Here is a 16,681-nt window from a genome sequence, read left to right as displayed (position 1 = left end):
TTATCAGACGCAAAAATCCCTGTCCCTATTGGGGACGCGCCCCTACCTGTAAACAGCATATCCCTTTCCCCATGCGGTAGCCGAAAAGACTACCGCTATTTTTTTACCCGAAATCCAACACAAACATATTTTTACCGCCGCAAAACGCGGCAGAAAGTGAGGTTATATGGAATTTTTTAATCAGGCAGTTACCGTTTTGCAGACCCTCGTTATCGCGCTCGGTGCCGGACTTGGTATCTGGGGCGTAATCAACTTGCTTGAGGGCTACGGAAATGATAATCCGGGCGCAAAAAGCCAGGGCATGAAGCAGCTCATGGCGGGCGGCGGTGTCGCCCTTGTCGGTATGCTGTTGGTTCCGCTTCTCTCCGGGCTTTTCTCATAAGCCGCGGAGGTAGCCTATGCAGAGCATACTTGACGCGATTAACGAATGGATAAAAGGTATTCTGATCGGAGCCATCAACGGTAATCTGTCAACTATGTTCGGGGACGTAAACGAGAAAGTAGGCACAATCGCAACGCAGGTAGGGCAAACCCCGCAAGGCTGGAACGCGAATATCTTTTCCATGATACAGACGCTATCGGAAAACGTCGTCGTACCGATTGCGGGGCTTGTCATTACCTATGTCCTATGCTATGAGCTAATCAGCATGGTAGTGGAAAAAAACAATATGCACGACGTTGACACCTTTATGTTTTTCAAATGGTTTTTCAAAGCGTTTGTGGCGGTATTCCTCGTAACGCACACCTTTGATATAACAATGGCGGTGTTCGACGTGGCGCAGCACGTTGTTTCCGGCGCGGCGGGGGTGATCGGCGGCGAAACTTCCATTGACGCCGCCGAAGCCCTCGCGTCCATGCAGGACGGGCTGGAAGCTATGGAAATCCCCGAATTGCTCCTGCTCGTTATGGAAACAAGCCTTGTCAGCCTATGTATGAAAATCATGTCGGTGCTGATAACGGTTATCCTCTACGGCAGAATGATAGAAATATACCTGTATTGCTCTGTTTCGCCTATCCCATTCGCAACTATGACAAACCGGGAATGGGGGCAGATCGGGAACAACTACCTAAAAGGGCTGTTTGCCCTCGGTTTTCAAGGTTTCCTCATTATGATATGTGTCGGCATTTACGCCGTCCTTGTCAATGAAATGGTGGTAGCTGATAATCTGCACAGCGCGATATTTTCCCTTGCAGCCTATACGGTAATCCTCTGTTTCTCCCTGTTCAAATCCGGCGCACTTGCAAAATCCATATTCAACGCCCATTAAGGAGGTGGCGCGTGAAAAAATATAAAATCATTTATGCTGACCCGCCGTGGCGATATGAAAGAAGTAAAGTACAGGGGGCGGCAGAAAAGCATTATCCTACAATGCAGCTTGACGAGTTGTGCGCCTTACCCGTTTCAGAGCTTGCGGATCAAGACTGTATTTTGTTTTTATGGGCTACATTTCCGCAACTAAACGAAGCGTTGGAGCTTATCAAGGCATGGGGGTTTACTTATAAAAGCGTGGCTTTCGTCTGGTTGAAGCTCAACCGAAAATCCCGGACGTGGTTTTATGGCTTGGGCTTTTGGACGCGGGGAAATGCGGAAATCTGTCTGCTTGCAACGAAAGGGCACCCGAAACGGAAATCCGCAGCAGTACATCAATTTATTATCAGCCCCATAGAACAGCATAGTAAGAAGCCGGACGAAGCGCGGGAAAAGATTGTCGCCCTTATGGGAGATCTCCCGCGTATTGAACTGTTTGCGCGGCAGCGTACCCCCGGTTGGGACGTATGGGGGAATGAAGTAGAACACATCGATATTTTTTCGTGAAAGGGGGTATTCGCTTGGCGTATGTTACCGTACCCAAAGACCTATCCAAAATCAAAACCAAAGTAGCATTTAACCTTACGAAACGGCAGATCGTTTGTCTGGGCGCGGCTCTCCTTGTGGGATTGCCGCTTTTCTTTTTGCTCAAAGGCAGCGCGGGGACGACCCTTGCAGCTATGGCAATGATTGTCGTTATGCTGCCCTGTTTCCTCTTTGCCATGTATGAACGACACGGGCAGCCCCTTGAAGTCGTGGTAAAGAACATCATTCAGACAAAGTTTACCCGTCCAAAGGAACGCCCTTATCAGACGGAAAACTTCTATGCCGTCTTGGAGCGACAGCGAAAACTTGAAAAGGAGGTATCGGCTATTGTCAAAGGCACAGGCGCAAAAGGCGCGGGAAGCCGCCGCAGGAACAAAGCGTAAATTATCCCGCGCCGAACAGAAACAGATTGCCGCCCTTATAAGGCAGGCAAAGGGCGACGGGAAAGCGCATACCGCGCAGCAGACCATTCCCTACTTGCAGATGTACCCGGACGGGATTTGCAGGATTACGGAAAAGAAATACAGCAAAAGCGTTGTGTTTGAGGATATTAACTATCAGCTTGCACAGGCGGACGACAAGACCGCTATCTTTGAAAATTGGTGCGACTTTCTGAATTACTTTGACGCTTCCGTTTCGGTGCAGCTCTCTTTCATCAATCAAGGGACGCAGCGCGGCGAAGCGGAAAAAGCTATCGACATTCCGGCGCAGGACGACGCTTTCAATTCCATTCGCGCCGAGTATTCGGATATGCTCAAAAACCAGCTTTCCAAAGGGAATAACGGGCTTGTGAAGCACAAATACATCACCTTTTCCATTGAAGCGGACAGCTTGGCGGCGGCAAAAGCCCGCCTTGCCCGTATCGAAACGGACGTACTCAACAATTTTAAGGTGCTGGGCGTAGCCGCCCGCCCCATGACGGGCTATGACCGCTTGAAAGTGCTGCATGGGGTGTTCCACCCGGAGGGTGAGCCGTTTTCCTTTGACTGGGCTTGGCTTGCCCCGTCGGGGCTTTCTACCAAAGACTTTATTGCCCCGCCGTCGTTCCGTTTCGGCGAGGGGCGCACGTTCCGTATGGGGCGCAAGATCGGCGCGGTGTCATTCTTACAGATACTTGCGCCGGAGCTGAACGACCGCATTTTGTCGGACATTCTCGACCTTGAAACGGGCGTGATTGTCAATCTCCATATCCGCAGTATCGACCAGAGCGAAGCCATTAAGACGATTAAGCGGAAAATCACAGACCTTGACAAAATGAAAATCGAGGAACAGAAGAAAGCCGTCCGTTCCGGCTATGACATGGATATTATTCCGTCCGACCTTGCCACCTTTGGCAGCGAAGCGAAAAATCTCTTGCAGGATTTACAGAGCCGGAATGAGCGAATGTTTCTCCTTACGTTCCTTGTGGCAAACATGGCGGACACAAAGCGGAAGTTGGAAAATGACGTGTTCGCGGCGGCAGGTATCGCGCAGAAATACAACTGCGCTTTGACCCGTCTTGACTACCAGCAGGAAGCGGGCTTGCTGTCGTGCGTCCCTATCGGGGAAAACCTCGTCCCCATTCAAAGGGGCTTGACGACAAGCAGCACCGCTATTTTTATCCCCTTTATCACACAGGAGCTTTTCCAGACCGGGGAAGCCCTGTATTACGGGCTGAACGCTTTAAGCAACAACATGATACTTTGCGACCGCAAGCAGCTTAAAAACCCGAATGGGCTGATTTTGGGAACGCCGGGAAGCGGTAAATCCTTTGCGGCAAAGCGGGAAATGACAAACGCTTTCCTCATTACGGACGACGATATTATCATCTGCGACCCGGAAGCGGAGTATTTCTCCCTTGTGCAGCGTTTGGGCGGACAGGTAATCCGGCTTTCCCCGACGGGCAAGGGCATTGACGGGAAGCCGCAGTACGTCAACCCTATGGATATTAACCTCAATTACAGCGAGGACGACAGCCCCCTTGCGCTGAAATCCGACTTTATCCTTTCCCTCTGCGAGCTGGTGATCGGCGGCAAGGAGGGCTTGCAGCCCGTGGATAAGACGGTTATTGACCGGGCTGTACGGAACGTGTACCGCCCGTACCTTGCCGACCCCGACCCGGCGAAAATGCCTGTCTTGGGCGACCTCTACAACGAGCTTTTGCAGCAGCCGGAGCCGGAAGCGGCGCGGATTGCGGCGGCGTTGGAGCTGTATGTTTCCGGCTCACTCAACGTCTTTAACCACCGTACCAACGTGGAGCTTTCAAACCGCCTTGTCTGCTTTGATATTAAGCAGCTTGGGAAGCAACTCAAAAAGTTAGGTATGCTCATTGTGCAAGACCAGGTATGGAACCGCGTAACGGTCAACCGGGCAGAGAAAAAGGCGACGCGCTACTACATGGACGAGTTTCACTTGCTCTTGAAAGAGGAGCAGACGGCAGCCTATTCCGTCGAGATTTGGAAACGGTTTAGGAAATGGGGCGGCATACCGACCGCTATCACGCAGAACGTCAAAGACCTCTTGGCAAGCCGCGAAGTGGAAAACATCTTTGAAAACAGCGATTTTGTCCTCATGCTCAATCAGGCGCAGGGCGACAGGGCTATCCTTGCAAAGCAGCTCAACATTTCCCCGCAGCAGATGAAGTACGTTACCCATACCGAAGCGGGCGAGGGGCTTATTTTCTACGGCAACGTGGTACTGCCCTTTATCGACCGGTTCCCGAAAGATACCGAGCTTTACCGCGTAATGACGACGAAGCCGGAGGAAGTGGGCGACGCATGAAAACGGACGTAATCATCAACAGGGACGCCCTCTGCGCCCTGCGGGAGCTGCCCGATGAAAGCGTCCATTGTTGCGTTACCAGCCCGCCCTATTATGCCCTGCGGGACTACGGGCTTGACGCGCAGATCGGGCGCGAGGACACGCCGGAGCAGTACATTGATCGGCTTGTCGCCGTATTCCATGAGCTGAAACGGGTATTGCGCCCGGACGGCACCTTTTGGCTGAATATCGCAGACACCTACTGCGGCACCGGCAGCAAAGGCGGCTACGCAGACCCGAAAAATCCAAAGGGCAGGAACGGGCAGAGCCTTTCCCTTAACCGCCGCGCCCCAAACTGCAAGCAAAAGGATTTAATCGGTATTCCGTGGCTATTGGCGTTTGCCCTGCGAGCGGACGGGTGGTATTTACGCAGCGACATCATTTGGCAGAAAGAAAACCCCATGCCCGAAAGCTGCAAAGACCGTCCGAGCCGTTGCTATGAACACATTTTCCTGCTTGCAAAGTCAAAGCAGTATTTCTATGACGCTGCCGCCATAGCCGAGCCGATAGCCCCCACGACGGCGGCGCGGTACAGGCAGGGACGCGCAGCCGGACACAAATACGCCGAGGAAGTCCCCGGACAGGGTAAAGTGCAGGGAATCAACAAAGCGAGGAAAGGCGGCTACTACGACGACGCGCTGATCCCCACCATGCGGAACAAGCGGGATATATGGCTGATTAACACCGTCCCTTACAAGGGCGGGCATTTTGCCGCGTTCCCGCCGAAGTTAGCGGAAACCTGTATTTTGGCGGGCTGTCCGAAAGGCGGCATTGTGATAGACCCATTCTTTGGAAGCGGTACTACGGGCAAAGCGGCAAAAGACCTTGACCGCCATTATATCGGCATTGAGATTAACATTGAGTATTGCGCCCTTGCGAGGGCGCGGATTGGAGGTGAAAGCACTTGAAAGACCCGATGAAGCCCCGCGACAAAATCACGCAGAAAATGAGCCGCGACGGGCTGACCGAGCAAAACCAGTCTACGGGCGAAAGCGAGCTTATCAGCAAGCGCGTACAGGACGTGGATTTTCAGAAAACGCCGGAGCAGCAAGCCGCACAGGACGCGGCGCAGCTTCAAGGGGCGGTTTCCCCGTCCTCTCCCTTGCCCCACGCGCCGGAGCATTTTTCAAAACCGCAGGACGCAGCCGCCGAGCGCGTCATGGAGCATATCGGCGCGGGGCAGACCCGGAAAGCGTCGAAAAAGGCTGTCCGGCGGGCGCAGGAAGCGGCAGCGTCAAAGGCGCAGCCGTCCCGTCTGCAATTTACCGACGAGGAACGGGCAACGCCGGAGCTGGAAAAGTACATCAAGAAATCGGACAAAGCCGCCGACCGTCTGGACGCAGCGCGGGCGGCACTTCCCCCAAAGAAGAAATCGCGGCTGCAATTTGACAAGCAGGAAACGCCGCCGAGCTTCGAGGGCAAGCGCAATCCCTTATCCCGCCCCGCGCAGGAAGCCGGGATTTTCGTCCACAACAAGATACATTCCGTGGAGAAAGACAATTCCGGCGTTGAGGGAGCGCACAAATCCGAGGAAGCCGCCGAGCGCATGGGGAAATACGGTGTCCGAAAGGTCAAAGAGGGCTACCGCAGCCACAAGCTGAAACCTTACCGCAAGGCGGCGCAAGCGGAAAAAGCGGCGGCAAAGGCAAACGCCAACTTTTACTATCACAAAGCCCTGCACGATAACCCGCAGCTTCGCAGCAACCCCCTTTCCCGTTTCATGCAGAAGCAGAAAATCAAGCGGGAATATGCAAAAGCGGCAAGGAAAGGCGGCGCAGCCACCGCGAAAAAAGCGGCGGAAAGCACCCGCAAGGCGGCAAAGAAAACCGCCGAGGAAACAAGGAAAGCCGCGCTCTTTGTGGCAAGGCACCCGGTAGGCGTACTGATTGCGATTGCCGCGCTGCTTTTGTTCATCATCATTTTTGCGGGGCTGTCCTCTTGTTCCTCTATGTTTTCCGGCGCGGTCAACGGCGTTGTGGGGACTTCCTACACGTCGGAGGACAGCGACCTTGTGGCGGTGGAAAACAACTACGCCGCTATGGAAAACGAGCTGCAAGCCGAGATTGACAACATCGAAAACACCCACCCCGGCTACGATGAATACCGCTACGACCTTGACGCTATCGGGCATAACCCGCACGAATTAGCGTCCTATCTGACTGCCCTTTTGCAAAGCTACACCCCGCAGAGCGCACAGGCAGAAATCGAGCGTATCTTTGATATGCAATACACCCTCACGCTGACCGAGGAAGTGGAGGTACGCTACCGCACCGAAACGAGGACGGACAGCGAGGGCAACAGCTACACCGTAGAGGTACCGTATAACTACTATATCCTCAACGTCAAGCTGGAAACCCGCCCGATCACGTCCCTTGCGCCGGAGCTGTTGAACGACGAGCAGCTTGAAATGTTCCGCGTCTATATGGAAACGAGCGGCAACAAGCCGCTTATTTTCGGCGGCGGTTCTCCCGACGGAAGCCCGTCCGAGGACATAAGCGGGGTACAGTTCGTAAACGGTACCCGCCCCGGAAACACCGCCCTTGTAGACCTTGCAAAGCAGCAAGTCGGGAATGTGGGCGGCTATCCCTATTGGAGCTGGTACGGCTTCAATTCCCGCGTGGAGTGGTGCGCCTGTTTCGTGAGCTGGTGCTACAATCAGGCGGGCGCAAGCGAGCCGCGCTTTTCCGGCTGTCAATCGCAGGGCGTCCCGTGGTTTCAATCGCGGGGACAATGGGGCGCGAGGGATTATGAGAATATCGCCCCCGGCGACGCTATCTTTTTCGATTGGGATTTAGACGGCAGCGCAGACCATGTAGGCATTGTGATCGGCACAGACGGAAGCCGCGTTTATACCGTCGAGGGAAATTCCGGCGACGCCTGTAAAATCAAGAGCTATGCCCTTACCTATGAATGTATCAAAGGATACGGGCTGATGAATTGGGACTGACCCACCGAAGAAAGGAGAATTTTATCTATGGCTATGAACAAAATTGAACGTCTTGACCGGGAAATCCAAAAGACCCGCGAGAAGATCACCGAGTATCAGAACAAGCTCAAAGAGCTTACCGCGCAGAAAACCGAAGCGGAAAACCTGCAAATCGTCCAGCTTGTGCGGGCTATGCGCCTTACCCCGCAGGAGCTTACCGCCATGCTGTCCGGCGACACAATCCCCGGTATGGCGGCTCTCCCCGCAGACGGTTACGCCGAAGAACAGGAGGACGCAGCGAATGAAGAATAAAATCAAAAGGACTTTGACCGCGCTTTGTGCCGCCCTTATGCTTATGGGCGGCTTTTCTGTTACCGCCTTTGCACAGACGCCGGAGAACGACGCCACCAACGATACGGGCGTTGTCGTGGAAGAAACCGAGGACACGCCGCCCCTTACCCCGGACGGGAACGCTACCCTTGTGGACGACTACGGCGGCAATAAGCAGCTCATTACCGTTACCACCAAAAGCGGCAACTATTTCTATATCATCATCGACCGGGACGACGAGGGCGAAAACACCGTCCATTTCCTCAATCAAGTAGACGAAGCCGACCTTATGGCTCTTATGGAGGACGAGGACGGGCAGACGGAAGAAACGCCCGCCGTCTGCAACTGTACGGATAAATGCGAAGCCGGAGCCGTCAATACCGCTTGCCCCGTCTGCTCTGTCAATCTGGGCGACTGTACGGGCAAGGAAGCCGAGCCGGAGGAACCCGAACAGCCGGAAGAAGAAACGCAGGGTAACATCGGCGGTATTCTGCTGATCGTCCTTATCCTTGCCGGAGGTGGCGGCGCAGCGTTCTATTATTTCAAAGTCTTAAAGCCGAAAAAGGACGCGGCAAAGGGAAATGACAATCTCGATGAATACGATTTTGACGATTACGACGAGGACGAGGAAGCGGACGGCGAGCTGCCCGACGGCGCAGCAGCCGACGAACAGGAGGACGAAACCGTATGAGTGAAACACTTATCATAGCTGAAAAGCCGAGCGTGGCGGCGACGATTGCCGCCGCGCTGGGCGCAAAGGAGAAGAAGGACGGGTATATCGCAGGAAACGGCTGCCTTGTTTCCTGGTGCGTGGGGCATTTGGTACAGCTTGCGGAAGCTGCCGCCTATGGCGAGCAGTACAAAAAATGGAGCTATGACAGCTTACCCATTCTGCCGCAGGAATGGCAGTACGCTGTTGCCAGCGACAAGGGAAAGCAATTCAAAATCCTAAAAGACCTCATGCACCGCGCCGACGTTTCCGAAGTCGTCAACGCTTGCGACGCAGGGCGCGAGGGAGAACTCATTTTCCGTTTTGTCTATGATGTGGCGGGCTGCAAAAAGCCCATGCGCCGCCTTTGGATTTCCTCTATGGAAGAAAGCGCAATCAAGGCGGGCTTTGCGTCCCTCAAGGACGGGAAAGAGTACGACCCCCTTTATTCCTCTGCCCTTTGCAGGGCAAAAGCCGATTGGATTATCGGTATCAATATGACCCGCCTGTTTTCCTGCCTGTATGGAAAGACGCTGAATGTGGGGCGCGTCCAGACCCCGACGCTTAAAATGCTTGTAGACCGGGACGCCGCCATTACCACCTTTAAGAAAGAAAAATACTACCATGTGTGCCTATCCCTCTCCGGCGTGGAAGCCGCAAGCGCGAAGATCCACGCCGCAGAAGAAGCGGGGAATTTGAAAGCCGCTTGCGAAGCGGCACAGGCGGTTTGTACTTCCGTTACCCGCGAGGAGAAAACCGTTGCCCCGCCGAAACTCTTTGACCTTACCAGCTTGCAGCGGGAAGCAAACCGCATTTACGGATATACCGCAAAACAAACCCTTGATTTGGCGCAAGCCCTGTACGAAAAGAAGCTGCTTACCTATCCAAGAACGGACAGCAGCTATCTTACCGACGACATGGGCGGTACGGCGGCGCAGATCGCCGCCCTGCTTGCCGGAAAGCTGCCCTTTATGCAGGGCGCAGACTTCACGCCGGAAATCTCCCGTCTGCTGGACAGCAAAAAGGTGTCCGACCACCACGCGATTATCCCTACAATGGAGCTTGCAAAAGCCGACCTTGCCGCACTGCCGGAAAGCGAGCGCAATATCCTTACCCTTGCAGGGGCGCGCCTTTTAATGGCTTGCGCCGAACCGCATATCTTTGAAGCGGTTACGGCGGTTTTCTCCTGCGCGGGGCAGATTTTTACCGCACAGGGAAAGACGGTGCTTGCCGCAGGGTGGAAAGGCTTGGAACGCCGCTTTATGGCGACGCTGAAAAAGAAAGCTGACACCGAGGACGACGAGGAAAACGCCCTTTCGCTGGACGTACCGCCTTTTGCCGAGGGGCAGACTTTTGACAACCCGCAAGCGGCGGTTACGGAGCATTTCACGACGCCGCCGAAGCCCCATAACGAAGCGTCGCTGCTCTCTGCTATGGAACGCGCCGGGAATGAGGAAACCGACCCGGACGCGGAACGCCGGGGGCTTGGGACGCCCGCCACCCGCGCCGCTATCATTGAAAAGCTGGTAAAGGGCGGCTTTGTGGAGCGCAAGGGAAAGCAGCTCATTCCGACCAAAAGCGGGATTGAGCTTGTCTGCGTCCTGCCGGAGGTGCTTACTTCCCCGCAGCTTACCGCCGATTGGGAAAACAATCTGACGCAGATTGCAAAGGGCAACGCCGACCCGGACAGCTTTATGACGGGCATTGAAACCATGACGCGGGAGCTGGTAAGCACCTATCCTTTCCTTTCCGACAAGGAAAAGGAGCGTTTCAAAGAGGAAAAGCCGGTGATCGGCAAATGCCCCCGTTGCGGCGCGGACATTTACGAGGGCAGAAAAAACTACTACTGCGCGAACAAGGATTGCGCCTTTACCATGTGGAAGAATGACCGATTTTTTGAGGAACGGAAAGTAACCTTTTCCCCGAAGATTGCCGCCGCCCTCTTGAAAGACGGGAAAGCAAAAGTCAAAAAGCTGTACTCCCCGAAAACGGGGAAAACCTACGACGGTACTATCCTGTTAGCCGATACGGGCGGGAAGTACGTCAACTACCGAATTGCAATCCAGAGGGACAGAGAAGTTACGCAGCAAGCATAGGAAAGGGGTACCCTTTCCGTAAAAATCCCCGTTTTCGTCTGCCGACGATTGCGGGGATTTTGCTTGTTGGGAAGTGTCCCAAACCCTCTTGAAAATCTGAAACGAAAGGAGCGACCGAATGAGCGAACAATTTTCTATCTTACTTGGAAACCATAGCCGCCTTGAAGCCGGACAGACGGACGGCGCGTGGCTGCCTATGCCAGCCACAACGGAGCAGCTTCACGACGCTATGAGGAATATTGGCGTTACCGCAGAAAACCCGCAGGATTTATTTGTGGGCGGCTTTGCAAATACCGAACAATGCCCCTTTGACGTGCCGCTTTCCGTTATCCAAAGCGGCAGCATAGACGAGCTGAATTATCTTGGAAAGCTGCTTGAAATGCAGGGCGACGAGGATAAAGCGAAGTTTGCGGCGGCGGTTACGCTGGGCGAGTATGCCGGAAATCTCAAAGACCTTATCAACCTTGCACAAAACCTTGACTGCTATTGGATTTATCCCACCGTCCAAAGCGAAGAAGATTACGGCTACTATCTGATCGACGAGCTGGACGAATTGGAGCTGCCGGAAGAAGCAAAGCGGTATTTCATGTATGAGGAATACGGACGGGACGCCGCTATCAACGACGGGGGCAGATTTACCGAACAGGGCTATATCTATAACAACAAGAACACCTTTTCCGAGTGGTACAACGGGCGCGAAAGCGACATACCCAAAGAATACCGCATTATGAGCTACCCGCAGCCGGAGCGCGGCGAAACAGAACGTACAGACTTTGACGCGGCGGCTACCATGCCGCCCGCCGCCGAGCCGCGCCCGGTTATCCCCCTTATCCTTACGGCGGACAACCCCGCCGACAAGATGAAAGAGATTACCGACCGTCTGGAACAGGGCATTATGGGCGTGTTTGAAAGCGAGCGGTACGCGGAGTATTTGCGTACCATGTCAAAGTTTCACAATTACAGCTTGAACAACACCCTCTTGATTGCCATGCAGGGCGGCAATTTGGTAAAGGGCTACCGTCAATGGGAAAAGGAGTTTGACCGCCATGTGAAGCCCGGAGAAAAGGCAATCAAGATACTTGCCCCCGCCCCGTACAAAGTCAAAAAGGAACGGGAGAAAATCGACCCGGACACGAAAATGCCCGTGATCGGCGCGGACGGGAAGCCTGTCATGGAAACGCAGGAAATTACCATACCCGCCTACAAGGTGGTATCTGTCTTTGACGTATCGCAGACCGAGGGAAAGGAGCTGCCAAACCTCTCTGTTTCCGAGCTGACGGGTGATGTGGAGCAGTACCGGGACTTTTTCGCAGCCCTTGAACGGACTTCCCCCTTTGCCATTGCTTTTGAAACGCTGGACGGCGGCGCAAAAGGACGTTGTTATTATGAAGAAAACCGTATTGCAATCCATGAGGGCATGAGTGAATTACAGAACATTAAAACGGCAATTCACGAAATATCCCATGCGACTATGCACGACACCGCCCCGGACGACCCTACGCGCCCCGACCGCCGTACCCGCGAGGTACAGGCGGAAAGCGTCGCTTACGCCGTCTGCCAGCACTACGGGCTTGACACGTCCGACTATTCTTTCGGATATGTCGCCGGGTGGAGCAGCGGCAAGGAGCTTTCGGAGTTGAAAGGCTCTCTTGAAACAATCCGCAGCACCGCCGCAAAGCTGATTGAAACCATTGACGGGCATTTTGCTGAAATCCAGCAAGAGAAAGCCGCCGTACAGGAACAGGAAGCGCAGCCTATCACGCCGGAGCCGCAGCCCGCACAGGAGCAGACGGAACAGGCGACGCCGCCGGAAACCGCCCCACAGGAAGCGGAGCCGCCCGCCGTGAAATACTATCCGATCAACGAAGCTGCCGCCCGCCGCGCAAAGGAAATGAACAGCTATTCCGACTACAAGCCCGGTAGCGCAACGGCAGAATACCGCAGCTATGTCGAGGAAGCCGTACAGCTTGCCGAGCGGCAGAAAGCGCGGGTAGACCCGATGTACCATGAGAAAATCGACAGTCTGCTTGATACCTACGCCCGGAAACTTGCGGCGAATATGAACAAGGGCTTTGAGATCGACGCCCGCGTTCCCTCTATTCTGATTGCGGGCGGCTCTAATTTCCCCGTCCGTAAAAAGGAAAAGCAGAACGCCGCCCGCGATACCAATTACCGGGAGTGGCAGGACATTCAAGGCTTACTCGATAAAATCCGCAGTACCTGCATGGGCGGTATCAGCGCGGACGACCCGCAGGCGGTTCAAAAGCTGGAAAAGAAACTTGCGGGCTTGGAGAAAGCGCAGGAAACCATGAAAGCGGTAAACGCCTATTACCGCAAGCATAAAACTCTTGACGGCTGCCCCCATTTATCGGCGGAGAGTATCGAGAAAATGAAAGCGGATATGGCGAGCCAGTGGCATATCGAGGATAAGCCCTATCCGACATGGGCGTTATCCAACAACAGCGCGGAAATCCGGCGTGTGAAAGAGCGTATCAAATCCCTTTCGCAGCAACGGGAAATCGGCTATGTCGGCTGGGAATTTGAGGGCGGCAAGGTAGAAGCCAACGCCGAAGCAAACCGTCTGCAAATCCTCTTTGAAGAAAAGCCGGACGCCGCCACGCGGGAAGAATTAAAGTCAAACGGTTTTCGGTGGTCGCCCAAAGCCGAAGCATGGCAACGGCAGCTTACCGATAACGCATACCGTTCCGCAGACTACATCAAAGCCATTTTGCCCCTTTCCGGGGAAAAGCCCTCGGAGCTTTTACGGGCGCATATCCGGCAGCAAAAGTCGGCTTCACAGGAGGCACCCGCGCCGGAGCCGATTTACAAGGTACACACAAACCCGCGCAGCGACAGCCGGGAAAACCTTTGCTTCTTACAGGCATATATCCCGCAGGAGGACGGGAAAGCGCAGATCGGGGACGTACTGTATATCGGTACGCCGGAGAAGTGCCGCGAGCTGATGGCGCAGCTCAACGCCGGAGAGCTGACGCAGGGCGAAGTGAAAGAGCTTTACGCAAAGGCGCAGGAAGCCGGACAGGATAAAGACACCTTTTCCATTTATCAGTTAAAGCGCGGGGACGAAACAAGGGACTTGCGCTTTGAGCCTTACGACCGTCTGCAAGCGACGGGACACGCCGTAGATCGGGCAAATTATGAGCTGATCTATACCGCGCCCCTTGCGCCGGACACTTCCCTTGAAGATATTTACACCCGTTTTAATATCGACCACCCCGCCGACTTCAAGGGACATAGCCTTTCCGTTTCCGATATTGTGGTGCTTCATCGGGACGGCAGGGACGCCGCTCATTATGTAGACAGTATCGGCTATCGGGAAGTACCGGAGTTTTTCAAGGAGCAGGGACGGCAGCTTACCCCCGACGAGCTGGAAACGGGCGAAACCGTGAAAACGCCGAGGGGGACTTTCTATGTAACCGCCATGAGCCGCGAGCAAATGGAAGTTGCCGGGTACGGGCTTCATCATCAATCCGAGGACGGCAAGTATCTAATTATGGGGAATGGGACGCGGGCTTTTGCTATTCCCGCCGAACAGCCGGAAAAGGTCAACCCCTTAAAGCACATCGAGGACACCGTAGAGCAGAACGACAACGCTTTTGACGGGCTTATCAATAATACGCCGCAGACGCCCACCGCCGGAGAGCTGGAGCAAAAGGCAAAGGCTGGCGAGCCGATCTCTCTTGCGGACTATGCCGCCGCAATCAAGGCGGAGAAAGAGCGCGGCAGCGCAAAGCAGGAAAAGCCCTCTATCCGGGCGCAGCTTCGAGCCGAAAAGGAACGGGCGGCGCAGAAAAAGACCGTAAAGACGAAAAATCACGAATTGGAGGTATGAGTATGGTACAGTTTACCGTTGAAGAAACAAACCTTATGAGTATTTACCACGAGGGCGGCAAGGCGCAGCTTATGGAGAACATGACCGCCGCGCTGCCCGATATGGACGCGGATATGCGGGAGCTTGCAAAGCGCACCATTTCCAAAGTGGACGCTTTGACCGATGAAGAATACGCGGGGCTTGCCGTCTATGCCGCCGATGAAGCATGAGTGCGGTAAAGCGGCTGACGCCGCCGCAAAGCCGGAAAGTGGGTGCCCTTGTAAAACGGGAGTGTTGCAACTGCGTAGACGGTAAATGCCTTTTGCTGGACGACGGGGACGAGTGCGTTTGCCCGCAGCTCATTTCCTATTCGCTGCTTTGCAAATGGTTTCGCGTCGCGGTACTTCCCGCCGACAAGCTCCTGTATGCGGAGCTGATGAACACCGAGGACAAAAGACGTTGTATCGAGTGCGGCGCGTCCTTTGCGTCCAGCTCAAACAGCGTCAAATACTGCCCGGAGTGCCGCAAGCGGATCACCCGCAGACAAGCCGCCGAGCGTATGCGAAAAATGCGCTCCCTGTTACGCGATAGGGGCGCAAAAAGCCTTGTATAGCGCGGCTCTGATAGCCGCTTTTCCATAGGGCAAGGGCTTTATACCTTTTCCCTCAAAAATGACGTTCTACTGCGTAACGCCTTTTCCTGCACCCATAGAAAACCGGGGCGCGGTGGCCACACTATCGGCTGCCGCGTCCCGGCTTTTTCTGTTTTATAAAACTTCTATATCCGCTATGTAATATGGCATTGCGCCGATAAAAGTATTGTCCTCTGTCTTTAAGACAAGCAAGTCAGTTTCTCTGATGTAGCGTCCATAGTCAATACGCTGCACATATCCTACAAGGGTTTTCCCGTCCGTAAATGTGATTTTTACTTTGCTCCCAATATCAATATAGCTTTCCATGCCGTACATATCATTTTCTTTTGTTACTCTGATACACGCCGTAATATCAACGATTTTCATTTTATTCCCGTTCCTTTCCTTTCTCCTGTTCCGGCTCTTTTGGCTGCCGCAAAATGCTGTCAACATTCCGCTTGATAACGTCGTATTCCTTAACCTGTTTTTTCAGCTTGCCATAGTCGGCGTATAGGGCTTCTTTACGCTCTTGCAGCTTGGCGTACTCTGTTTGCAGCGCGGCAATATCGGGAAGTTTGGAAATGCCCGCCCCCTTGATTGCCTTTACTGCCGCTTCATGCAGGATTATATCGCGCTCATGGGCTGCCCGGTAGCTGCCCTTATCCTTTGCCTTGCGGTAAGCGTCGTAGGAGGGCTTTGTCTTTTGATAGGTGGTAATGTTCTTGATAAGCACCGCCATATCGGAAAGCCTTGTTTCCACGTCCTTTAATACTTTTGCTGCCTGTCCGCTTGCCGTCTGGACTTCTGCAATCTTGGCGGTCAAATCCCCGTACTGTTCAATCCCGTGTGTTGTGAGGAAGTTATACGTCTTTGCTGCCTGTTTCAGATTATGGATTTTCGCCCATTGTTCATAGCCCTGGCTCTGCGCCGCTTTGATACTGTTTTCAATGTCAATGAGCAGCGACACACCCCGATCTGCTTGCGGGACTTTTGCAGCGCGGGTACGCTTGCCCTTTATCCGTTCCTTGATTGCGTCCTCGGTGTAATCTGCGCCGATAGTCTTTAAGCGGGTAAACCGTTCCTGCCCCGGCACAAGGCAGGACACATATTTTCCGCGCTTTATCTCATAGCCCAACCCTTGCAGACGGGATAGCAATTCCTCGAAGCTGTTTACTTGCGGGATTAGGGTATCAACGGCAATCTTCAATTTTGCCTTTGCGGATTTCTCCTTGTGGTACGCAGCATAATTTTTTCCCTTGCTGCCTTTCTCCGGCACGACCACCGACAAGCCGTTTTCTCGGCACAGCCTGTCGCTGATGTTGCGTATGCCATAATAGGTGCGCTTATTGGAAACGTACTTGTGGTGATCTACAAAGTTGACCGCGCAAAAAATGATGTGGTGGAGTAGGGAAGCACCGCCTTGTCACATTGCTGTGGTAGGTTTGCGCCACCCTCTCCGGGAACCGTACGTACCCCTCTCAGAGTATACGGCTCTGTTACTGCTCG

The 16,681-nt window shown here is 54.0% G+C and carries 14 protein-coding genes and 1 pseudogene; 13 read left to right on the top strand and 2 right to left on the bottom strand.

The window, feature by feature from the left end; translation table 11 throughout:
* Positions 1-166 precede the first annotated feature (166 nt).
* From H6B51_RS06555 to H6B51_RS06495, 13 genes are all read left to right on the top strand, one after another.
* Entirely contained in the window at positions 167-382 is a 216-nt protein-coding gene (locus H6B51_RS06555; RefSeq protein ID WP_009270787.1) for a Maff2 family mobile element protein, read from the top strand.
* 16 nt (positions 383-398) lie between these two features.
* A complete protein-coding gene (locus H6B51_RS06550) occupies positions 399-1,268 on the top strand; it encodes a VirB6/TrbL-like conjugal transfer protein, CD1112 family (protein WP_009270786.1) in 870 nt (289 codons plus the stop codon).
* An 11-nt stretch (positions 1,269-1,279) separates the two neighbouring features.
* Positions 1,280-1,816, top strand: a complete 537-nt coding sequence (locus H6B51_RS06545) for an MT-A70 family methyltransferase (protein ID WP_204882916.1) — start codon at positions 1,280-1,282, stop codon at positions 1,814-1,816.
* A 14-nt stretch (positions 1,817-1,830) separates the two neighbouring features.
* Positions 1,831-2,238: a PrgI family protein gene (locus H6B51_RS06540; RefSeq protein WP_177940446.1), complete on the top strand. Its 408-nt coding sequence runs from the start codon at positions 1,831-1,833 to the stop codon at positions 2,236-2,238.
* On the top strand, positions 2,135-4,615 hold the full coding sequence (locus tag H6B51_RS06535; RefSeq protein WP_418055059.1) for a VirB4-like conjugal transfer ATPase, CD1110 family: 2,481 nt from the start codon (positions 2,135-2,137) through the stop codon (positions 4,613-4,615). The genes H6B51_RS06540 and H6B51_RS06535 overlap by 104 nt, the downstream gene beginning before the upstream one ends.
* Complete coding sequence (locus tag H6B51_RS06530; RefSeq protein ID WP_204882914.1) at positions 4,612-5,562, top strand: DNA-methyltransferase; 951 nt, start codon at positions 4,612-4,614, stop codon at positions 5,560-5,562. The genes H6B51_RS06535 and H6B51_RS06530 overlap by 4 nt, the downstream gene beginning before the upstream one ends.
* A gap of 38 nt (positions 5,563-5,600) precedes the next feature.
* Positions 5,601-7,601, top strand: a complete 2,001-nt coding sequence (locus H6B51_RS06525) for a CHAP domain-containing protein (protein WP_204882945.1) — start codon at positions 5,601-5,603, stop codon at positions 7,599-7,601.
* Between the two features lie 27 nt (positions 7,602-7,628).
* Entirely contained in the window at positions 7,629-7,892 is a 264-nt protein-coding gene (locus H6B51_RS06520) for a DUF4315 family protein (RefSeq protein WP_204712962.1), read from the top strand.
* Entirely contained in the window at positions 7,882-8,601 is a 720-nt protein-coding gene (locus tag H6B51_RS06515) for a DUF4366 domain-containing protein (RefSeq protein WP_087150710.1), read from the top strand. The genes H6B51_RS06520 and H6B51_RS06515 overlap by 11 nt, the downstream gene beginning before the upstream one ends.
* Positions 8,598-10,715: a DNA topoisomerase 3 gene (locus H6B51_RS06510; protein WP_204882913.1), complete on the top strand. Its 2,118-nt coding sequence runs from the start codon at positions 8,598-8,600 to the stop codon at positions 10,713-10,715. Before H6B51_RS06515 ends, H6B51_RS06510 begins: the two co-directional genes overlap by 4 nt.
* A 118-nt stretch (positions 10,716-10,833) precedes the next feature.
* Positions 10,834-14,565 (top strand): YodL domain-containing protein, encoded by a 3,732-nt coding sequence (locus H6B51_RS06505; protein WP_204882912.1) that lies wholly within the window; start codon positions 10,834-10,836, stop codon positions 14,563-14,565.
* A 2-nt stretch (positions 14,566-14,567) separates the two neighbouring features.
* Positions 14,568-14,774: a transposon-transfer assisting family protein gene (locus H6B51_RS06500; RefSeq protein ID WP_204882911.1), complete on the top strand. Its 207-nt coding sequence runs from the start codon at positions 14,568-14,570 to the stop codon at positions 14,772-14,774.
* Positions 14,771-15,157 (top strand): cysteine-rich VLP domain-containing protein, encoded by a 387-nt coding sequence (locus H6B51_RS06495; RefSeq protein ID WP_204882910.1) that lies wholly within the window; start codon positions 14,771-14,773, stop codon positions 15,155-15,157. The genes H6B51_RS06500 and H6B51_RS06495 overlap by 4 nt, the downstream gene beginning before the upstream one ends.
* Positions 15,158-15,310: 153 nt before the next feature.
* Here H6B51_RS06495 and H6B51_RS06490 read toward each other — a convergent pair whose 3' ends face one another.
* Together H6B51_RS06490 and H6B51_RS06485 are read right to left on the bottom strand one after the other, a co-directional pair.
* A complete protein-coding gene (locus tag H6B51_RS06490; protein WP_177645541.1) occupies positions 15,311-15,562 on the bottom strand; it encodes a hypothetical protein in 252 nt (83 codons plus the stop codon).
* Position 15,563: 1 nt separating this feature from the next.
* Positions 15,564-16,577, bottom strand: a pseudogene (locus tag H6B51_RS06485) (relaxase family protein); the annotation flags it as partial.
* Positions 16,578-16,681: the final 104 nt, after the last annotated feature.

It is taken from the genome of Pseudoflavonifractor phocaeensis (assembly GCF_016901955.1).
Lineage (GTDB): Bacteria > Bacillota > Clostridia > Oscillospirales > Oscillospiraceae > Flavonifractor > Flavonifractor phocaeensis_A.
The sequence above is the reverse complement of the archived record's forward strand: the minus strand, read 5'-3'. Positions and strand labels throughout refer to the sequence as shown.